Genomic DNA, 20,713 nt, shown 5'->3' on the forward strand with positions numbered 1-20,713 from the left:
TTTTAATGCAAAAATCGTATATTATGTGTGAATGAAAAAATATTTTACCAAATAAAATTTTGAATAACAATTGTATGGTATTTTGTATTTGAAATAAAATTTTGTAAAAACTTTTTTATAAAAAATAAAATATTGTTTTGTGGGGTTTTGATGTTTTCGGGTGCTGAATTTGTATTTTTGTCAGAATAAAACATTTAACTGAAATATTAGTCGATTTTAACTAATGAAACAAATGATTTGCAAAAATTTTGTTCCTTCAACTTGGCTAATAGCTTTTTTATCAATCTTTTTACCAATTAAAACCTATTCACAAGTGCATCAGATTTCCGTTAGTAGAAACCTTAAAATTAATTCAGAATACCTCAATAGGGAAGTTGCTTATGATATTATTTTACCCCCACAATTCAACGCCAAAAATGATTATAATAAAGTGCTTTTTATGAACGATGGTCAGGATTTGGAAGTACTCAATATGGAACAAATTCTTCAAAATCTTTATCAAAACAATGAGATCGATCCTTTTGTTTTAGTAGCAATTCATACCAATGAAAACAGAATTAAGGAATACGGTACTGCCGCTATGGCTGACTATAAAAACAGGGGGAACCTGGCCGGGAAATATAATAACTTTATAGTAAAGGAACTATTACCTCAAATCCGGATGGCCTATAATACCTCCATGCGAAAGCAGGATAATTTCTTCTGTGGTTTTTCATTAGGGGGGCTTTCTGCAATGGATATTGTCTGGAATAACCCTGATACCTTTGCTAAGGTAGGCGTTTTTAGCGGGTCTTTCTGGTGGAGGAAGAAAGCATATGAGGAGGGCTACGATGATGATAAAGATAGAATTATGCACGATATAGTGAGAAATGACAGTTATCATAATGGACAAAAATTCTGGTTTGAATGTGGAACAAATGATGAAAAAGATGACAGAAATAAAAATGGAATAATCGATTCAATTGAAGATACTCTTGATCTCATTACGGAATTGGAAAACCTTGGATACAGAAAAAACGTTGATATAGTATATTATGAGATAAAAGAAGGTGAGCATAACCAGAAGACATGGAGTGAAGCAATGCCGGTCTTTTTGAAATGGCTGATCGGAAAATAAATCCCATAGTTGGCTTAATTTACGTTTAAAATATTTATGCATAAACAATCGCTCATTTATTTTTTCTTCTTTTTCTATACTGAAATACAGGCAGGAGGGATAAAAGGAATAATTACTGATACAAAAGGCGAACGCCTTCCTTTTACTTCCGTAATTGTAAAAGGTCTGAATTCTGGTACAATGGCTAATGCTGATGGTGAATACCTGATAAATCTCAAGCCGGGAAACTATGATATTAACTTTCAGTTTTTAGGATATAAAACCCTGACGCGGCATATAGTAATTGGGCAGGACTTTGTTGAAATGAATATAAAAATGGAAGAACAAACCATTACTCTGAAAGAGGTAAACATAAGTTCAAAGGAAGAAGACCCCGCTTACACTATCATGCGTAAAGCTATAGCTAAAAGTAAAATCCACCAGAAACAGGTAGTTAATTATCAGGCCAAGGCCTATGTCAAAAACTCAATTCTTCTCAACAAAATCCCATTAGTTTTAAGAAAAGATTTAAATAAGCAGAATATTAAGGAAGGAGTGCCGTTTTTGTCAGAATCTGTAATGGAGATAAGTTATACCGAGCCTAATGCTAAATACACCAAAATTTTTGGACAGAAAAGCACTTTTGATGGTATTTCAATTTCCGATGGCTTTTACCTGTTTGATTTTTATGACCCTGGTAACAATCGTATATCTCCACTCTCGCCTTTAGCTTTTAAATATTATAAATTTGAATATGAAGGCTTTTTTGAAGACAGAGGATTAATAGTAAATAAGATTAAAATTATTCCGAAATCTTATGGCGATGGTGTCTGGCAAGGGACCATACATATTATTGACGATTTCTGGAATATCCATAGTATAGATGTTGAAACAATTGATAATGGACTTAATCTGAAATTGAGCCAGTATTATGGGCCAATTGAAAAAGTATGGCTACCGATTAATCAACGCCTTGATTTCTCAGGAAAACTATTTGGCTTTGACTTTCTGATAAAGGCTCAGGTAAATGCAAATTACTCAGCCATAAAAACGAATCCTACTTTTGTTGAAGAAATTAAACTGATAGATGAAACTAAAGAGGGTAAAATTCAGGAACTTCTTACCCGAAAAACTTTAAAAAACTCAAAAACGGAAGAATTACTGAAAGACCAGAAAGAATTTTCCATAAAGAATCTTAAGAGAATAATGAAAGATTTTGAAAAGGAGGAAAGGGTTCGTGCCAAGGAAAAAAACGAAGATTTCGGAGTTATTAGTAATGAAATTATTGAAATTGATCCAAAGGCAAAAAATAGAGATTCTACCTATTGGAATTCAGTCAGAAATATTCCATTAACTGCCGAAGAAAAAGAAAGTTATGAGTTTGGTGATAGTATAAAAGTTGCTCAGGTGCTCAAAAGAGATAGTCTTAAAAGAGATTCTATCCGAAAGTCATGGCAGTACTTTATCATGAATTATGATTTCAAACTTAAAAATGGCAGGTATTTACATTTTGAGCCACCATATATGCCTTTGGTTGGTCTAAACTATAATTCAGTAGAGGGTATTGTGGCAGATTTGGGGTTAGGGTATAAAAACTATACATTTTTTAGCCCAAGAGTCAGGTTTAAATACAATGTTTATGGTAATATTCGATATGCTTTTGAGGAAAAAAAAGTGAGAGGGAAATTAGGCTTTGAATTTGAAAAAGGACCGTCAAAAATCACATTTGGTATTGGTAAATATATTGCTCAGTTTGATCCGAATAGTTTTATATTTGAGTGGATGAATTCTGTTACTACACTTTTGAATGAACAGAACTTTCTGAAAATCTATGATAAAAAGTATATTAACCTCGCATATACCTACGAACGGGACCCAAGATTGAGTTTAACAACTAATTTAGAGGTAGCCGAAAGATTTCCTTTAGAAAATTTAAGTAAAATTTATACAATTAAAGACTTTGAAAAAAATGGCTTTTCTATCAATAACCCGCCAAGTATTGAATTAGGAAGTGGAGCTTTTTCAAAACATACCGCATTTATATGGCAAGGCCAGGTAAAGTGGACTCCCTCCTCAAAAATTGCCATTCGGAATGGTATTCGCAAAATTCTTATCGGCAAAGCCCCAGCCATAACGCTGACCTATAAAAAAGGGATGATTGATACAGATTTTGATTACCTTAGCCTGAATATTAAACAGAATATTAGTCTTGGTCAACTTGGAAAATTAGATTATATGTTTGAAGTAGGAGACTTTCTGAATGATAGAAAAGTTTATCTTATGGATATGAAACATATCAACAATAATTATCTGAATGCCTTGCAAACTGGCTTGTTTGCAAGGTATAGGTTGTTAGATACAAGAGTGCCTGTAGAAAAAGAAGAGAATATAAGCTATATTAATCAATATAAATTTAGTACAAGCGGACCTTACCTGCAAGGACATATTATTAATGAATTTAAGAAATTGCTATTTACTCAAGCTTCATTTGTCCGGATATGGGGATTAAAAGAAGATATTTTTGTGAATTATCTTAATTCACCCTCCTTGAAAAACTATGTTGAAATTGGCTATGGGATTGATGGAATTTTAAAAGCTCTCCGCATTGAGGCTGTAACAAGTTACGAAAATGGGAAATACCAAAGGTGGGGAGTTAAATTGGGTGTAACAATGTAATAATTTCATTATATGAAAACGCTAATCGTAACTATTCTGAGTATGGCACTGATTTCTTCAGAACCGGATTTCTTTAAAAAACAATTAGAATTTTCAAGAGTTGCCAAAGCCTATGCTTTAAAAGGCAAGGAAATAGATAGATTATTAAAAATAAAAAATATTAATACTGAAAAGTATGATCTTTTTTTGCGTGCTTTTAAAACAGAAAAACAATTAGAAGTATGGGCAAAAAATAAAAACCAGGGCATTTTTACTTTAATCAAAACGTATAAATTTTGTAAGTCTTCAGGAGAGTTAGGGCCGAAAAGACGTGAAGGTGACAACCGGATTCCCGAGGGATTTTATCAGGTAAATAATTTTAATCCTCAAAGTACTTATCACCTTTCATTCAAAATAAATTACCCCAATAAGTCTGATATGATTTTTGGGGATAAGAAACATCCTGGTAATGATATTTATATACATGGCAAATGTGTAACAATTGGCTGCATACCTTTAGGTGATAACAATATTGAAGAGTTATATTTATTGGCAGCAAAAGCCAGAAGTTCAGGCGGGGTAATTCATGTACATATTTTCCCGGCAAACCTTAAAAAAGCGGCTTATGCAAAATTACAATCAGAGTATCATGGTAATCAGGAGTTATTGAAATTCTGGTCTGATCTTAAACCTGTCTTTGATGCATTTGAAGAAAACAAGTGCCTGCCTCAAATAGGACTTGATGATAAAGGAAGATACCGAATCATTTAGTATTCTCGACAGATTTTATATTTGCTAAACAAATTTCTCCTTCACAGCGTAATATCGTTTCAAAAAATATGTTAGAATTTAAAAGGATTATACTTTTCTATCGAAAAAAAGTATATTTGTTTTAATAACTACATAACTCTATGAAAACTATTAAAGTCTGCTTAAGTAGACAAAATTTGCTTTTGCTTCTTTTGTCTATGATATGTTCTATTCAAAGCTTTTCCCAGATTGAGTTCAGTAAATTCCCTGCTAACAATCAGATTTTGCAAAGAGATGAAAAAGATGAAGCAACAATAGCTGTTACGGGTGTGGTTAATAGCTCCCTAAAGGGCAAGGTAACTTTAAAAATATGGCAAGAGGAAAAACTTTTTTTTGAAAGTGAAATTAACCTTAACGGTCAGACCCAGATTAGTTTCCTACCGAAAATTAAAGCGGGCCAATACAATTATCAGGTGAAAGCCTACTTCAATGATAACGAAATAAAGAAAGCAGATAGAGTAGTAGCTGGCGATATTTATGTATTTTACGGTCAATCTAACGCTTTAGGATATAGCGGTATTAATGAATATCAACCTCTAAGAAATGTCTTTCTGCGTTATTTTGTGATGTATAATTTCGAAAATAAGGAAAGTGAGTGGTTAGTGCCGTTTGAAACATCTCAATGGCCGGGAACAGGGCTCTTTCCCCTGGAATTGGAAAGAATGCTTTATGAAAAGCATAAGTTTCCCATAGGCGTAATTGTGGGAGCTGTAGGTGGGGCAGACATTGCTACTTTAAGTAACAGGAATGCTGCAAATCCGACTGACATCCGTACAGATTATGGGAAACTACTGACTCAGGTCATTGCAAGTGGTCAAAAGGACCAATTAAAATACTTGATTTTCAGACATGGTGAAAGCGACGCAGTATTTTATGGCTTTTCAGAGGCGTACCCTCATCAGTTTACTAAACTTCTAAATTATCTGAAAACGGATATTCCGAATATTAGAAAAATCTATAATTTTCAGATTAATATTTTAAACACTCATAATACAAAGGCGGGTTTTTTAAGAGAGTTTCAGCGCAACTCAAAAAATGTTTCTTCTATTATTACTAATTTAAGTACAGTCGGCACTACTGGATATGACGGTCTTCATTACAATACAAAAGGGTATCAGCAAAGTGCTTTTGAATTATCCAGAATTATTGGTAAAGAGATATATGGTTTAACTGAGAATATGGAGATTTATTCACCCGACTTAAAAAAGGCTTATTGGGAGAACAACCAATTGGTATTAGAGTTTGATGAAAACATGAAAATGTCATATCCTCATGATACAACTATTAACAACCATCTCTGGCGTATGAAAGATTTTATTTATATTGATGGTAAAAGTGGATTAGTTACCTCAGGTAAAGGAGTAGGCAATAAAATTTATCTGAATACAACTGAAAAAGGTTCAACTATATCTTATTTGCCCACGTCTTATGGTAATCCGTCACCACTTTCGTTTTATGAAGGCACACATTTCACTAATTCATTAGGAATGCGTGCTTTCAGTTTTGATAATGTTACTATTAAGAATAATCCGATAGAAGTTTCCCCACACTTAGGGCCACTGACTATATATATAAATGCAGAACCTAAGTGCATAGGTTCACAGGCAGAAATATTTTACACTACTTATGAAGATGCTTCAGAAGTAACTTTTAGGGTTCAGCTGTCAGACCCCACAGGCACTTTTAATTTAGGTAGAATTATTGGAGAAGGCAAAACTTCTCCAATCCTGATCGATTTTCCAGAGGATATTAAAACAGGCGAAAACTATAAAATAAGGCTCATTGCAGACAATAAAACAAATGAATTGACTACGAATAGTTTTGCTATACACGAAAAACCATCAGTAACAATTTCAGCAAAAACACCACAGATTAATGAAGGAGCAGAAGCAATTATTAATCTTAAGTTTACGGGGTTACCGCCATTTGAATTTATCCTTTCAGATTCATCAACTCATCAGGCCACAAAAAATGAGTTGGATTTAGCAATAAAACCTTTAACAACAACTATTTATTCAGTGCTTGAAGTAAAAAACGAGTGTGGAATTGGAAGAACTATCGGAATAGCAAATATTGAAGTAAATAAGATTGTATTATTTAATGAACAAGGGAAAAATGACTTATTTGTCATTTTTCCCAATCCGGCATCAGAATATTTTGTTATCAGTACTAAGAATAAGATACTTACTGATTTTTGCTTGTTTGATGCCAGTGGAAAATTGCTTGATGAAGTAAGGTTCTATGAACAGCAAAAAATTTCCACTAAAAATTTAATCAAAGGAGTTTATTTTTATAGAATGAAAAATGGGAAGACCATTAATTCTGGGAAAATAGTTGTTCAATAAATCAAAACCTTTTTAAATATCCATAGTTAACCTAATGTCAGGCTATTTTTTAATTTAATTTTGGCACGTTTTTTTCTGATTCAGAATTTATAACTAATTGAAATGAGTTGTTAGTATTTATCTTAAATCATTTTTATAAAAAGAAAAGTTTTTTAAAACTCACAGTGCCAATTGTATTTTTTTGGCAGTGTGCTTACTCGCAGATTTCTTATCAGAATTTCCCGCTTTCTAATCAGGTTTTGCAAAGAAATGAGCAAAATGAGGCAATAGTTAATGTAAAAGGTCTGATTACCGAAAGAAACCACTCTTCGATTACCTTACGAATCTTCAGAGATGAAAATACCTTTTATGAAAACACTATCAATATTTCAGGGATTTCCCCATTTGAGTTTTCACCAAGAATTCCAGCTGGCAAATATAATTATTCAGTCAGATTATATCTTGACGGTAAAGAGGTGAAATCTGCTATAAGAGTAGCCGCTGGAGATGTATTTTTAATATATGGACAGTCCAATGCCTTGGGCTATGGGGGTATTAATGAATATCAACCAGCAAGAGACCCATTTTTGCGGTATTATGTAATGTATGACTTTAATAATGGTACTGGAGAGTGGCTTGTGCCTTTCGAAAGCGCACAATGGCCGGGAACAGGCCTGATTGCTTTGGAGTTGGAAAGGATATTAAGTCAGCAATATAATTATCCGATAGGAGTTGTGGTAGCTGCTGTCGGTGGAGCACCCATGAAAGGATTGAATGACAGGAATGCACAGAATCCGGCAGATCCGAATAATAATTATGGAAAGATGATTATTCAGACTAAAGCAAGTGGTTTAAAAGATCAGATTAGATACCTCGTATTCAGGCATGGCGAAAGTGACGGCTATTATTTTGGAGATTCAGATGCCTATCCTGAGCAGTTTAAAATTTTGTATGATTATTTGAACACAGATTTTCCGAATCTTAGAAAAATTTACAATCTTCAGGCAAATATCTTGACACAGGCCAATAGTAGTGCTGGTTTCCTCCGAGATTTCCAGAGAAGAAGTAAGTATCTCTACCCTAAGATCAGTACTTTGAGTACGGTTGGTACTATAGGATATGATGGCCTTCATTATAATTTTAATGGTTATCAACAAACGGCATTTGAGCTGTCCAGAGTTATTGGTAGAGAAATCTACGGTAATTATGAATCAATTGAAGTCTATTCGCCAGATATTCAAAGAATATTTTGGGAAGGAAACAGATTAGTTTTAGAGTTTGATGCAGGTATGCAGATGATATATCCTCAAGACTCTATAACTAATTCTGCTATTCGAAGTATGAAGGATTTTATTTATGTGGACGGAAAAAATAATGTAGTCCAATCAGGCGAGGCAATAGGTAATAAAATTTACCTGACTATAGCCAATACAAGTAATCCTGAATTTGTTTCATATCTGCCAGATTGGTTTGCAGATAATACCTTTCCATTTTACAATGGAGTACATATTAAGAATAGTAGGGGAATGCGGGCCTTCAGCTTTGATCATGTTCGGATAGGCGGGCAAGCTCCAGAAACACCTACTACCCCGGTTCCACCGGCAAATCCTGAACCACCGGTAGAACCACCAGTTACAAATAACCCTGAGTCCCCTGGTGCACCAACTACTTTAGATTTAACAGTAAGCCCTCATGAAGAAATTATGGTGAAGTTGACCTGGAATGGTAATGCCCAAACCAAATACCACATACAAAGGAGTGTCAGTAATTCCAATAATCTGACTGAGATCGGGACTATTAATGGCGATATATACTATGATACTCAAGTAGAGTTAAACAATAGGTATTATTACAGGGTTGTTGCTGAAACAGCAAATGGAGAACAGTCAAATATTAAAGATGTTTTATTGAAATGTCTTGATAGTATTCTATTAAAAAACATTACACAACTGGCATATATAGGGGCAAATACTTCTATTACCGCGCTTATTTCTTTAAATAGCACAAAACAACTAACTTTGGAAGCAAATAAATTTATAGACCTGAACCCTGGCTTTGATGCTCCTCAAGGTAGTTTTTTTACAGCCCGGATTGGTGGGTGTAAAAATGATTAAGGGTTTTAAAAACCATTGTAATAAAATTTCATGCTTCTTTTTTTTCAACCGAATATTTCGCAGAATTATTTTCTTGATATCGAAGACTCCCGTCACTGTGTTAAAGTTTTAAGGAAAACTATTAAAGATATTATCTATATTGTAGATGGGACTGGGGGGCTATATGAATGTGAAATCACCAATGCGAATGACAAAAAGTGTGAGTTTAAGGTTATTTCTGAGCAGAAAAATTATCAGCAAAGAAATAGTTATCTGCACATTGCAATAGCACCTACAAAAAATGCTGAACGACTTGAATGGTTTATTGAGAAATGTGTTGAAATAGGAATAGATGAAATTTCGTTAATATTGACAAAGCATTCAGAACGAAAGCATCAGAAGATTGATAGACTGGAAAAAATAGCTATTTCTGCAATGAAGCAGTCTCTGAAAGCCTATTTGCCAAAAATTAACAACTTGGTTCCCTTTAGCGAATTTCTGAAAACCGTAAATCAGGAACAAAAGTTTTTGGCGCATTTAACTGATGATTCTAAACCGTTAATACGCTTGCTGAAACCTCAGTCATCTTATTGTATATTGATTGGCCCTGAAGGTGATTTTTCGAATGAAGAAATTTTACTGGCCAGGCAAGAAAAATTTGAATGGATTACCTTAGGAAATGCAAGATTAAGAACAGAAACTGCGGGTATAGTTGCTTGCACAATAAGCAATAATTTGTTTACCTGAATGACCAATTAACCACCAAGATTGAATAGATGAAAAAGATTATCAGCATTACTTGTTTAAGCCTTTGCTTGGTTTTTACACTGATTATTACTTCTTTGGCACAGCAACCGACTTTAAAAATAGCAAAACTACGTTATGGAGGAGGAGGGGATTGGTACGCCAACAAGACCTCCCTGCCAAATCTTATTAAATTTTGTAATCAGAATCTTAAAATGAATTTATATCCTGAAGAAGATATTGTGGAAGTTGGTAGCGGAGATATTTTTCAGTATCCTTTTATACATATGACCGGGCATGGGAATGTGGTTTTTACTGATGCAGAGGTACAGAACCTTCGTAAATATCTTATTTCCGGGGGATTTCTGCATATAGATGATAACTATGGGTTGAATAAATTTATCAGAAGAGAAATGAAAAAAGTTTTTCCTGAATTAGAGTTTATTGAACTTCCTTATAATCATCCGATATATCAGCAGAAATACAAATTTCCTAATGGCCTGCCTAAAGTGCATGAACATGATAATTTACCACCACAAGGGTTTGGTTTGATTTGGCAAGGTAGGTTAATTAGTTATTTCAGTTATGAATGTGATTTAGGTAATGGCTGGGAAGACCAGAGCGTCTATCATGATCCTGAGGAATTACGTCTGAAAGCGTTACAAATGGGTGCAAACTTAGTTCAATACGCTTTTACTAATTATTGATAAAAGCTGAATTGGATAATTCGTAGAAGCAGATTTGGATATTTTAAAGAAGTTTCTCGTTTCTTTTGCAACATGGTAACATTTTTATAAGTTTTGGCGTTTAGAACGTATATTTGTATTTTAATCTAATTACTAACAAAGAAAAATGGTTGCCGCTTTATCGTTTTTTATAGGACACTGGTATTTATCGTTGTTTAGTCAGACATTTTTTCTGCACAGATATTCTGCGCATAAAATGTTTACAATGAACAAATTCTGGGAGAAGTTCTTTTATTTCCTTACTTACATATCACAGGGTTCTTCTTATCTTAATCCCCGTTCTTATGCTATTTTGCACAGAATGCATCACGCCTATAGTGATACCGAAAGAGACCCTCATTCTCCACATCATACAGAAAATGTATTTACTATGATGTGGAAAACAAAAGAGATTTACAATGCTTTGTTAAATTATAAGTACAAAATCGAAGAAAGATTTGAAAAAGACTTACCAGAATGGAAAATCATTGATAAAATTGGTGATACCTGGATTTCAAGGATTACCTGGGGTGCAAGTTATGTGATCTTTTATATTGTTGGCTTTTTGTATTTTGATATTCACTGGGGTTTTTTCTTCTTATTGCCTGTTCATTTTTTAATGGGGCCAATTCATGGAGCTATTGTGAACTGGAGTGGTCATAAGTATGGTTATCAGAATTTTGATAACAAAGACGAATCTAAAAATTCTTTGTTTTTTGATTTTCTGATGATGGGTGAATTATTTCAGAATAACCATCATAAGCATCCTATGTCAATTAATTTCGGAAAAAAATGGTACGAAATCGATCCGACTTATCCTGTTATAAAGTTTCTCACTTGGACAAAGATTATTAAACCGAAAAAAGCTGCCAAAGGCTCTGTTCATACGCATAATCATTAAAAAAAAGAAGGGCATTCTTAACAAATCGTTAGAATGCCCTTCTTTAATATTTCCTGCCAAATTTTTATTGAGGATTATTTTTCAATTCTTCGTCTAAATGCCTTTTCAGGCTTCTGCAAGTACTTTCTAAAATCTCAATCATTTTTTTGTCTCCTGTTGAGTCAGCTACCATTTGTGCTACATTTCCTACAATGTCTATTGCAAAATGCTTCATTTCATCAGATGCCATATCTTTTGTCCAAAGGTTGATCCCTAATAAACCTTTATGATAATGATCCCAAACGCTAATTGAAATTGCTTTACTTTCGTTAATTCCTTCATTTGGATTTTCTGTAGCATCCCAGAAAATTTTTTCGGGGATTCGTGTTTCGTCTAATTCGACAGTAAAATTAATTTCTGATTTCTTCATTCAAATTATATTAGATAATTAAAACGGATTTGTAATTCCTTTTTTTTAATAGCAAACAGCCTTTATAACTAAAGTGCAATAGTTAATTTATAGTTTTAGAATTATTTTTTTTATCAGAAAGTTCATTAAGCCTTAAATTTCTGATTTAGTCTTTTCATTTTTTAAGATTAATTTGATGGAAATGTGATTTTTCGCAGAAAAAATTTGATTTCATGTAAGTACAGGAGAGGAATATAAGACGATAATCAGTATATTTGGTTCGAGGAAATACCCAGCTTAAAGAATGATTCTTCTACTAAGACTACCTATATGTTGTATTTTAATGTTTTTCCCTTTCTTTATCTTTGCGCAGAAGATCGACCGTCAGGCGTTGGTAAACAGGCATAAAGTTATTGTAAAATCATTAGATACCCTATCTTCTCTTACTGTGGGTAATGGTAGTTTTGCTTTTACAGTAGATGCTACCGGATTACAGACCTTTCCGGATTACTATGCCAACGGAATACCACTTGGCACCCAGTCTGAATGGGGGTGGCACAGTTTCCCTAATAAAGAAAATTACAGGATTGAAGAAGGCTTTAAAGAGATAGAAAGCCACGGCAGAAAGATTATTTATACCCCTCAACTATCTGAGCCAGGTCGTAAGCAAGATGCAGTTAATTTTCTTCGTCAGAACCCACACAGGCTTCAATTAGGAAATATTGGTTTCGAACTCTACAAAAAAGATGGTACAAAAGGTCAGATAGAAGATATAGGTGAAGTAAATCAGACGCTTGATTTATGGACTGGTGAGATTTCAAGCCATTTCATCTTTGACAGCCAACCAGTAGATATTAAGACGGTTTGTCATCAACAAAAAGATGTGATAGGAGTATCTGTTGAATCCCCATTGCTAAAAACAAATCAATTGATGATAAGGATAAGAATTCCATATCCGACTAATAAGTTTTTAGATAGTGGAAATAATTGGGATAGCTCGGATAAACATACGTCTATTATTACAAAACAAGGAGAGAAGCGAATCATAGTTCAACATAAAATTGATGATTTTCAGTATTTTATTGGCCTTACTTCTAATCTGAACCTTCGGTCTCAGATCAGGCAAGCGCATTATTTTATTATTCAGCCTTTAACTCAATCCACAAGTTGGTCGTTTACTTGTGATTACTCGGAAAATAAAAATACTACTGCAACAATTAATTTTGCCTCTGTCGAAACAAATAGCCTGCAAGGCTGGAATAATTTCTGGGACTCAGGAGGGGCGATTGATTTTTCTGGCAGTACTGATGAACGGGCGAATGAATTGGAAAGACGAATAATCTTATCTCAATATCTTACTAAGGTACAAGGAACTACCAAAGCACCCCCACAGGAAACAGGACTAACTTACAACAGTTGGTTTGGTAAACCACATCTCGAAATGCACTGGTGGCATGCGGTTCATTTTGCTTTATGGGGAAGAATAGATTTATTAGAAAAAAGCCTTGGCTGGTACAGAATTGCTTTACCAACAGCAAAGAAAATAGCTCAGAGGCAAGGGTTCAGGGGAGCAAGATGGCAAAAAATGACGGATTATAAAGGAGGAGAAACGGGGTCTTCAGTTGGGGCGTATCTAATCTGGCAACAGCCGCATATCATTACATTTGCAGAATTATGTTATAGGGAAAAGCCTACAAAGCAAACCCTTGAAAAATACAGAGAACTGATTTTTGAGACGGCTGACTTTATGGCTTCTTATGCTTATTTTGATAAAATAAAAGGTAGATATATTTTAGGGAAAGGCCTGATACCAGCACAGGAACGATTTAAACCAGAAAAAACCTTTAACCCTACTTATGAGCTGAATTATTGGTATTGGGCCCTAACCACTGCACAGGAATGGCGAAAAAGATTAGGTTTGAAGCCTGATAAACAATGGCAGGAGGTACTTGATAAATTATCGCCGCTACCCATAAAAGATAAGATTTATCTGGCTACAGAAAGTACTCAGGACTCTTTTACAAATCCACTTTTTCTTACCGATCATCCTTCAGTTTTAGCAACCTTTGGGATGCTGCCAGAGACTCCCGTTCTTGACAGGAAAATTATGAAAAATACTTTTGAAAAAGTTTGGGAAGTATGGCATTGGGACGATACCTGGGGCTGGGATTTCCCGATGGTTGCTATGACAGCCACGCGTTTGGGAATGCCAAAGTATGCGCTTGACGGCTTGTTGATGAATGTCCGTACTAATACTTACTTAAATAACGGGCATAATTTTCAAGACAAACGATTAAGATTATATTTGCCGGGTAATGGTGGACTATTAACCGCTGTGGCTTTGATGTGTGCAGGGTATGATAATTGTAATGAGTCAAATCCGGGTTTTCCGAAAGATGGAACATGGAATGTAAAATGGGAAGGATTGAAAAAGTTTTTTTAGACTACAAAATAATATGTTAAAAAGAGTATCATTAAAAATGAAATTACATGCCGGCCAAACCGATGAATATAAACGCAGGCATGACGAATTATGGCCTCAAATGAAGGAACTCCTAAAAAGTATAGGAGTAGAGGATTATGCCATTTTTCTGGATGAAGAAACTAATATTTTGTTTGCTTCACTAAAAATTGAAAACCCGGAGCTCTTGGATACATTGCCTCAAACCGAAACCGTGAAACAATGGTGGGCATACATGGCCGATATTATGGATACCAATCCTGATAATTCACCAGTTTCTGTGCCTTTAAAAGAAGTCTTTTACTTACCCTAACTTATAATTATTTATGAACGCAATTCTTGGTATTATTTTTCATTTTATCGGTGGTTTTGCTTCCGGTAGTTTTTACATTCCATTTAAAAATATCAAAAAATGGTCATGGGAAAGTGGCTGGATTATCGGAGGAGTAGCTTCATGGATAATCGCTCCCTGGCTTTTTGGTTTTCTTACAGTTAAAGATTTAATACCAAGTATTCAGGCAGCCGATAGCCAGACAATTTTCTACACAATTCTGTTTGGAGTTTTATGGGGCTTCGGTGGTCTTACTTACGGCCTTACCATGCGCTATCTTGGAGTATCATTAGGCGTAGCTGTGGCTTTGGGCTTTTGCGCAGCCTTCGGTACATTAATTCCACCAATTTATGAAGGTCGTTTCGGCGAGTTGGTAGCTACAGGTTCAGGACAAATTACTTTAGCAGGAGTATTGCTTTGTGTAATAGGAATTTTTGTATGCGGCAGGGCTGGAATGATGAAAGAAAAAGAATTAGATGAAAGTAGTAAACAAGAAACGGTAAAGGAATTTGATTTAAAAAAAGGTTTACTGGTAGGTACTTTTTGTGGCATTATGAGTGCCTGTTTTGCTTTCGGGCTTGCGGTAGGAGCACCAATAGCTACCGCGGCAGAAACTAACGGTACAGACCCTCTATTTAAAAATAATGCTATTTTACCAGTCTTGTTAATTGGTGGATTTGCTACTAATTTTGTGTGGTGTATGATTCTCAACTTCAGAAATAAATCTTTCGGAGATTATGCAAATAGTAAAACCCCGCTGAAAACCAACTATCTGTGGGCCTTACTGGCTGGGGTAACATGGTATTTTCAGTTTTTTTTCTACGGAATGGGTCAATCTAAACTGGGTAAGTCTTTGGATTTTGCCTCCTGGACACTCCACATGGCATTTATTATTTTGGTAGGTACACTTTGGGGATTATTTTATAAAGAATGGAAAGGTGTTAGTGGGTCAACGATACGTGTCTTATATATAGGGTTACTCCTGATCGTTCTTTCCTCCGCTTTTATTGGAATGGGTAGCTATTTCGTTCACTAAACTATTATTTATTATGTCAAGATTATTTAAGCTGATTGCCTTAGTTTTGGTAATCTCAGGATACAGCTATGCACAAAAGCAAGCACCTGCCCAAACCTTACATTCCGATGCTTTACACACAGCAAAACCTGATTATCCTACAACGTATGGCTCTACAAAGCCTGAGGATATTATAGTAGTATTGAACCGGGTCAGGAATTATTTGGATAAAGCAACACCCACCAGAGTTGTAGATAAAAATACCAATATCGAAATCTCAGATTATTCACAGATCAATACAAATTCGGTTATATTAAAAGGTGATTTTAGCCTGACAAGTTATGAATGGGGCGTAACTTATGAAGCTATGCTATTGGCCGGTGAAGTAACGGGTGACACCTCCTTTACTAATTACACTATCCAAAGATTCAAGTTTCTTGCCGATGTTCTGCCTTATTTTAAAGAAATCTATAAAACAAATCCTCAAACCTCACTCAGGCAAATTATAACACCACATGCATTGGATGACTGTGGGGCTATGTGTGCGGCCATGATTAGGGCAACAAAAAGTGGCCTTGTGAGAGCAGATTTAAGACCGATCATTGATAACTATATCAACTATATTTTCACCAAAGAATTTCGATTGAAAGACGGGACTTTGGCAAGAAACAGACCATTACCAAATACCTTATGGCTTGATGATATGTTTATGGGAGTTCCTGCAATTGCGCAAATGGGTAGTTTGACGGGTAATAAGAAATATTATGATGATGCCGTAAGACAGGTTTTACAGTTTTCAACACGTATGTTCAATAAGAATTCAGGTATTTACATGCACGGTTGGGTTCAGGAAATGGAAAGCCATCCTGAGTTCCATTGGGCAAGAGCCAATGGTTGGGCAATTCTTGCAATGGTTGAATTGTTAGAAGTATTACCTGAAAATTACCCTGGCAGGATTGATGTACTCAAGCAGTTAAAAGCTCATGCCAGGGGTTTAGCTACTCAGCAATCTGGTACAGGTTTCTGGCACCAGTTACTTGACCGTCATGATTCATATTTGGAAACTTCGGCTACAGCTATTTACACACACTGCATTGCAAAAGCCATTAACAGAGGATGGTTAGACGCGACAACCTACGGTCCTATGGCTCTTTTAGGGTGGAATGCAGTCGCTACTAAAGTTACAGAAAAAGGACAGGTAGAGGGCGTATGTGTTGGTACAGGAATGGGTTTTGATCCGGCATTTTACTATTATAGACCTGTAAATGTCTATGCTGCTCATGGCTATGGACCAGTACTATTAGCGGGTTCTGAAATGATAAAACTTCTGAGAAATAAAAAATTTGACTTGAATGATAGCGCGGTAATGTTCAGTAAATAGTCATAATTTTCTGTTATATGTATAACTCAGGATTTCAGGCAAAAAATAATAAATTTAATTAGTATTATTTTTTGCATGAAATCCTGAGCCAATCAGATAGAACCAAATACCTTTTTCAACAAGTCTGTAGTTCTCGCCCACGGGTTTTCTCTGATTTTTGCTTCTTCGTTTTCTACTAAAATAAATAGTCCGTCAATTGCCTTTTCAGTAGCATATAATTTCAAATCCGGGTTTACTTTTTGTACGAAAGGAAGCCTGTTATAAGTATTGGCAAGGTCAGAATAATATCTTGTTGCCTGGGTTTTTTGGAGCGCCTTTTCAACTACAGGCGAGAAAGCCGCAATTAATTGCTCTGAAGTAGTACGTTTCAGATACATAGTTGCGGCATTTTTCTCACCCCTCAGAATTGCCCAGGCGTCAGAAAAATTCATACTTAAAATTGCATTAATAAATATTGGCTTTGCCTCTTTTGCTGCTTCCTCTGCACCTCTGTTCAGTGCCATTACAAATTTATCAACTTCACCACCTAACCCCACTTTTCTTAGAGCTGTCTCAACTTTCTGTACCTCTGGAGGAAATGGAATCTTAATCATTGGATTCAGAAAATAGCCGTTAAGCCTTGACGCACTATCAGCCCCTTTATTAATTCCTACTTGCAGGGCTTGTTTTAGGCCTGAAATCACCTCATCATTGGTCAATCCGCCATTTTGGGTAGCTTTTGAAATACCATCTAAAACTTTTCCAAGATTAATTTTCTGTCCTGCACAACCTTGTATGCCTAAAATACTAAGAATCAACGAAAGAATAAGTAATCTTCTCATTTTTGATTAATTTAAAATTGTTTTTTTAGAATTAATAATTGTCTTACTAACGAATGAACACCGAAAATTGTATTTTTGTGCAAATTAAGAAATTGATCTGGTTAAATTTGGTCATAAAAACGAACAATGCACAGATAAACTTACTTTCACAAAGATATCTCATTTTCATTAAGACCATTTAAACAAATCATGGTTTAAGTGACCCTTTAAAATCTAACAAAACCCAATGTCATTAATATGAGACCCATTTTAGCGGAAGTAGTAACAATTGGAGATGAAATTTTATATGGACAGATTACCGACACCAATACCCAATGGATGAGTACCGAATTGGATAAGATCGGGATAAAGACAGTACGAAAGTCGTCGGTAGGGGATCAGGAAGATAAAATTTTGCAAATTCTTGATGAAGCTGAAAAAAGGGCTGATATTATACTATTGACAGGAGGATTAGGACCTACCAAAGACGATATTACAAAGAAAACCTTATGCAAATATTTCAACGATGAATTAATCATTAATGAAGATGCTTTAGCTTTTATAACCGATTTTTTTTCGAGGAGAGGCCGCCCGATGACTGAATTGAATCGCCAGCAAGCAATGGTACCGGGTCGTTGCACTTATCTGGCAAATAAAACAGGCACAGCCCCGGGTATGTGGTTTGAAAAAAGTGACAATTCAGAGAAGGGTAAAATATTTGTATCGATGCCGGGTGTACCTCATGAAATGAAATACCTGATGGCGAATGAGGTAATTCCAAGGCTGAAGAAATACTTTGAAACTCCTGTAATCTATCATAAAATGATTCGTACTATTGGTGTAGGGGAATCATTTTTAGCGGAGAAAATAGAAAAATGGGAAGATAACCTGCCATCACATATTAAACTGGCATACCTTCCAGGTTTCGGACAAGTGCGTTTAAGACTTACAGGAGTTGGGGAGAATGAAGAAGTTCTGAAACAAGAAGTGCAAAACGAAGTTGATAAAGTATTGCCTTTAATAGAATCATTTGTTTTTGGGTATGATGATCAGGATTTGGAGGCGGCATTAGGTAAACTGCTCAAAACCAAAGGCAAAACAGTTTCAGTAGCAGAAAGTTGTACAGGTGGGTTTATTTCTCATTTGTTTACTAAAGTTTCTGGTAGTTCGGCTTATTTTACAGGAGGTGTTGTGAGCTATGACAATTCGGTCAAAATCAATGTTTTAGGTGTGAAATCTGAAACGATTGAAACACATGGTGCTGTGAGTGAAGAAACTGTTACCCAAATGGCTGAAGGTGTAAGAGCATTAATGAAAACAGACTTTGCAGTTGCAACCAGTGGCATTGCAGGGCCAGACGGAGGGACACCTGAAAAACCAGTAGGCACACTTTGGATAGCGTGTGCGATGGAGGGAATGACAATTGCCAGAAAGATTCAGATGTCTAATCAAAGGGAAACTAACATAAATTATGGCAGTATAGTTGCCATGAATCTTTTGAGAAAAATGCTGAATGGTGATTACGAATCTTAAATTGACATCAACAAAAATCTAAAAATAGACTATGGCTCTTGTAGAAATGATAATGCCTAAAATGGGAGAGAGTATATTTGAATGCACTGTCTTGAACTGGCTGAAAAATGTAGGGGATAGAATAGAATCAGATGAAATGATTCTTGAAGTTGCCACAGATAAAATCGATACCGAAATAGGTTCGGCTTATGATGGTGTCCTCAAAGAAATATTGATAAAGAAGGGAGAGACAGCAATTATTGGTAAACCAATATGCTTAATTGAAACTGATTCTGATAGCATCGATAAACCCATAACAGAGACTCAGATACCTGAAGAGACTGAATTGGATGTAGCCGTTAGTGAACTTGAAAAACAATCACAATTAACATCTCTGATGATTGAAAATGTGGAACCTAAAACAAATTCTTTGAGTGGCCGTTTTTATTCACCTTTGGTACAGAATATTGCAAGGGAGGAAAATATTTCGAGTGAAGAATTGGAGAGTATCAAAGGGTCAGGTTCAGAAAACCGTGTGACAAAAGATGATATTTTGGCTTATGTAAAATACAAAAAAGAAACACAAGTACAAGATTCTACCAGCTCAGCCACTTCCTTACCTCGGGTTAGTTCATCTTCGAATTCAACTGACCAGATTATTGAAATGGACAGAATGAGAAAAATGATCGCCGAGAGAATGGTAGAGTCTAAGCGGATTTCAGCTCATGTTACTTCATTTGTAGAAACAGATATGACTAATGTTTCATTATGGAGAGATAAAATAAAACATAAATTTCAGCAGGAAACTGGCGAAAACATTACTTTCACCCCGCTTTTAATTGAAGCTGTGGTAAAAGCAATCAAAGATTTTCCGTTAATTAATATCCAGATTGATGGAGATAAAATTATCCGGAAAGGGAAAATCAATATTGGTATGGCCGTTGCATTACAATCTGGAAACCTGATTGTGCCTGTAGTTCACGAAGCTGACTCGTACAGTTTAATTGGTTTAACAAAAAAAGTAAATGAATTAGCAAGTCGGGCAAGAGGAAATAAATTAAAAGTTGATGATTTATCAGATGGAACCCTGACGGTTTCTAATATAGGGTCTTTTGGAAATATTGCCGGAACACCCATCATAATGCAACCGCAGGTATCTATCCTGGCTTTTGGCGTTATTCAGAAAAAAGTTTCAGTAATAGAAACACCTCATGGCGATACTATTGGAATACGCCAGAAAATGATTATATCACATTCCTACGACCATCGGGTAGTCGATGGCTCTTTGGGCGGTCAGTTTGTGAAGCGGGTTTCTGATTATTTAGAAAACTTTGATTTAGACAGGAAATTGTTCTAATGTTTAAAACTGAAAAGGTCTGAATTTCAGACCTTTTCAGTTTTTATGCCAGACTATTAAATAATTTTCAGGATTTTTGCAGTACTGTTAACCACGAGTTAATTAGATGAACGTGACCTT

Annotated in this window: 16 protein-coding genes; 14 read left to right on the forward strand and 2 right to left on the reverse strand. The window is 35.3% G+C overall.

What is annotated here, in order from left to right; all coding sequences use genetic code 11:
- Nucleotides 1–313: 313 nt before the first annotated feature.
- The 8 genes from H1R81_RS24405 to H1R81_RS24440 all read left to right on the forward strand — a co-directional run bounded on the left by H1R81_RS24405 (nucleotide 314) and on the right by H1R81_RS24440 (nucleotide 11,348).
- The gene (locus H1R81_RS24405) at nucleotides 314–1,117 is read left to right on the forward strand and encodes an alpha/beta hydrolase-fold protein (RefSeq protein ID WP_310588111.1); all 804 of its coding nucleotides are present in this window, start codon (nucleotides 314–316) and stop codon (nucleotides 1,115–1,117) included.
- A gap of 36 nt (nucleotides 1,118–1,153) precedes the next feature.
- Nucleotides 1,154–3,772, forward strand: a complete 2,619-nt coding sequence (locus H1R81_RS24410) for a DUF5686 and carboxypeptidase regulatory-like domain-containing protein (protein WP_181843374.1) — start codon at nucleotides 1,154–1,156, stop codon at nucleotides 3,770–3,772.
- 12 nt (nucleotides 3,773–3,784) lie between these two features.
- The gene (locus H1R81_RS24415; protein WP_181843375.1) at nucleotides 3,785–4,522 is read left to right on the forward strand and encodes a murein L,D-transpeptidase family protein; all 738 of its coding nucleotides are present in this window, start codon (nucleotides 3,785–3,787) and stop codon (nucleotides 4,520–4,522) included.
- 140 nt (nucleotides 4,523–4,662) lie between these two features.
- The gene (locus H1R81_RS24420; RefSeq protein WP_181843376.1) at nucleotides 4,663–6,906 is read left to right on the forward strand and encodes a sialate O-acetylesterase; all 2,244 of its coding nucleotides are present in this window, start codon (nucleotides 4,663–4,665) and stop codon (nucleotides 6,904–6,906) included.
- A gap of 164 nt (nucleotides 6,907–7,070) precedes the next feature.
- Entirely contained in the window at nucleotides 7,071–8,999 is a 1,929-nt protein-coding gene (locus tag H1R81_RS24425; RefSeq protein ID WP_181843377.1) for a fibronectin type III domain-containing protein, read from the forward strand.
- A 30-nt stretch (nucleotides 9,000–9,029) separates the two neighbouring features.
- Nucleotides 9,030–9,725, forward strand: coding sequence for a 16S rRNA (uracil(1498)-N(3))-methyltransferase (locus tag H1R81_RS24430; RefSeq protein WP_181843378.1), 696 nt, complete (start codon nucleotides 9,030–9,032; stop codon nucleotides 9,723–9,725).
- Nucleotides 9,726–9,754: 29 nt separating this feature from the next.
- The gene (locus H1R81_RS24435; RefSeq protein ID WP_181843379.1) at nucleotides 9,755–10,429 is read left to right on the forward strand and encodes a DUF4159 domain-containing protein; all 675 of its coding nucleotides are present in this window, start codon (nucleotides 9,755–9,757) and stop codon (nucleotides 10,427–10,429) included.
- 145 nt (nucleotides 10,430–10,574) lie between these two features.
- The gene (locus H1R81_RS24440) at nucleotides 10,575–11,348 is read left to right on the forward strand and encodes an acyl-CoA desaturase (RefSeq protein WP_181843380.1); all 774 of its coding nucleotides are present in this window, start codon (nucleotides 10,575–10,577) and stop codon (nucleotides 11,346–11,348) included.
- A gap of 64 nt (nucleotides 11,349–11,412) precedes the next feature.
- Here H1R81_RS24440 and gldC read toward each other — a convergent pair whose 3' ends face one another.
- The gene (gldC, locus tag H1R81_RS24445) at nucleotides 11,413–11,757 is read right to left on the reverse strand and encodes a gliding motility protein GldC (protein WP_181843381.1); all 345 of its coding nucleotides are present in this window, start codon (nucleotides 11,755–11,757) and stop codon (nucleotides 11,413–11,415) included.
- Between the two features lie 283 nt (nucleotides 11,758–12,040).
- On the opposite strand from gldC, the gene H1R81_RS24450 reads away from it, so the two are divergent.
- From H1R81_RS24450 to H1R81_RS24465, 4 genes are read left to right on the forward strand one after another with little or no spacing between them, the layout of a single operon-like run.
- The gene (locus tag H1R81_RS24450) at nucleotides 12,041–14,179 is read left to right on the forward strand and encodes a hypothetical protein (protein WP_220275305.1); all 2,139 of its coding nucleotides are present in this window, start codon (nucleotides 12,041–12,043) and stop codon (nucleotides 14,177–14,179) included.
- Between the two features lie 13 nt (nucleotides 14,180–14,192).
- Nucleotides 14,193–14,510, forward strand: coding sequence for an L-rhamnose mutarotase (gene rhaM, locus H1R81_RS24455; RefSeq protein WP_220275306.1), 318 nt, complete (start codon nucleotides 14,193–14,195; stop codon nucleotides 14,508–14,510).
- Between the two features lie 13 nt (nucleotides 14,511–14,523).
- Nucleotides 14,524–15,564: an L-rhamnose/proton symporter RhaT gene (gene rhaT, locus H1R81_RS24460; protein ID WP_181843383.1), complete on the forward strand. Its 1,041-nt coding sequence runs from the start codon at nucleotides 14,524–14,526 to the stop codon at nucleotides 15,562–15,564.
- A 13-nt stretch (nucleotides 15,565–15,577) separates the two neighbouring features.
- Complete coding sequence (locus H1R81_RS24465) at nucleotides 15,578–16,924, forward strand: glycoside hydrolase family 105 protein (protein WP_181843384.1); 1,347 nt, start codon at nucleotides 15,578–15,580, stop codon at nucleotides 16,922–16,924.
- A 92-nt stretch (nucleotides 16,925–17,016) separates the two neighbouring features.
- Here the strand turns inward: H1R81_RS24465 and H1R81_RS24470 are convergent, their stop codons facing one another.
- Entirely contained in the window at nucleotides 17,017–17,745 is a 729-nt protein-coding gene (locus tag H1R81_RS24470; protein ID WP_181843385.1) for a DUF4197 domain-containing protein, read from the reverse strand.
- A 237-nt stretch (nucleotides 17,746–17,982) separates the two neighbouring features.
- Here H1R81_RS24470 and H1R81_RS24475 point away from each other — a divergent pair, with 237 nt between their 5' ends.
- Both H1R81_RS24475 and H1R81_RS24480 read left to right on the forward strand, forming a co-directional pair.
- The gene (locus H1R81_RS24475) at nucleotides 17,983–19,257 is read left to right on the forward strand and encodes a competence/damage-inducible protein A (RefSeq protein WP_181843386.1); all 1,275 of its coding nucleotides are present in this window, start codon (nucleotides 17,983–17,985) and stop codon (nucleotides 19,255–19,257) included.
- 31 nt (nucleotides 19,258–19,288) lie between these two features.
- Entirely contained in the window at nucleotides 19,289–20,593 is a 1,305-nt protein-coding gene (locus tag H1R81_RS24480; protein ID WP_181843387.1) for a dihydrolipoamide acetyltransferase family protein, read from the forward strand.
- The last annotated feature ends 120 nt before the right edge of the window (nucleotides 20,594–20,713 follow it).

The organism is Emticicia sp. BO119, from assembly GCF_013912375.1.
Taxonomy (GTDB): domain Bacteria; phylum Bacteroidota; class Bacteroidia; order Cytophagales; family Spirosomataceae; genus Emticicia.

Coding starts and splice junctions, on each gene's coding strand:
- H1R81_RS24480 (WP_181843387.1), top strand. CDS start 19,289: ATGGCTCTTGTAGAAATGATAATGCCTAAAATGGGAGAGAGTATATTT.
- H1R81_RS24415 (WP_181843375.1), top strand. CDS start 3,785: ATGAAAACGCTAATCGTAACTATTCTGAGTATGGCACTGATTTCTTCA.
- rhaM (WP_220275306.1), top strand. CDS start 14,193: ATGTTAAAAAGAGTATCATTAAAAATGAAATTACATGCCGGCCAAACC.
- gldC (WP_181843381.1), bottom strand. CDS start 11,757: ATGAAGAAATCAGAAATTAATTTTACTGTCGAATTAGACGAAACACGA.
- H1R81_RS24420 (WP_181843376.1), top strand. CDS start 4,663: ATGAAAACTATTAAAGTCTGCTTAAGTAGACAAAATTTGCTTTTGCTT.
- H1R81_RS24475 (WP_181843386.1), top strand. CDS start 17,983: ATGAGACCCATTTTAGCGGAAGTAGTAACAATTGGAGATGAAATTTTA.
- H1R81_RS24435 (WP_181843379.1), top strand. CDS start 9,755: ATGAAAAAGATTATCAGCATTACTTGTTTAAGCCTTTGCTTGGTTTTT.
- H1R81_RS24410 (WP_181843374.1), top strand. CDS start 1,154: ATGCATAAACAATCGCTCATTTATTTTTTCTTCTTTTTCTATACTGAA.
- H1R81_RS24465 (WP_181843384.1), top strand. CDS start 15,578: ATGTCAAGATTATTTAAGCTGATTGCCTTAGTTTTGGTAATCTCAGGA.
- H1R81_RS24470 (WP_181843385.1), bottom strand. CDS start 17,745: ATGAGAAGATTACTTATTCTTTCGTTGATTCTTAGTATTTTAGGCATA.
- rhaT (WP_181843383.1), top strand. CDS start 14,524: ATGAACGCAATTCTTGGTATTATTTTTCATTTTATCGGTGGTTTTGCT.
- H1R81_RS24430 (WP_181843378.1), top strand. CDS start 9,030: ATGCTTCTTTTTTTTCAACCGAATATTTCGCAGAATTATTTTCTTGAT.
- H1R81_RS24440 (WP_181843380.1), top strand. CDS start 10,575: ATGGTTGCCGCTTTATCGTTTTTTATAGGACACTGGTATTTATCGTTG.
- H1R81_RS24450 (WP_220275305.1), top strand. CDS start 12,041: ATGATTCTTCTACTAAGACTACCTATATGTTGTATTTTAATGTTTTTC.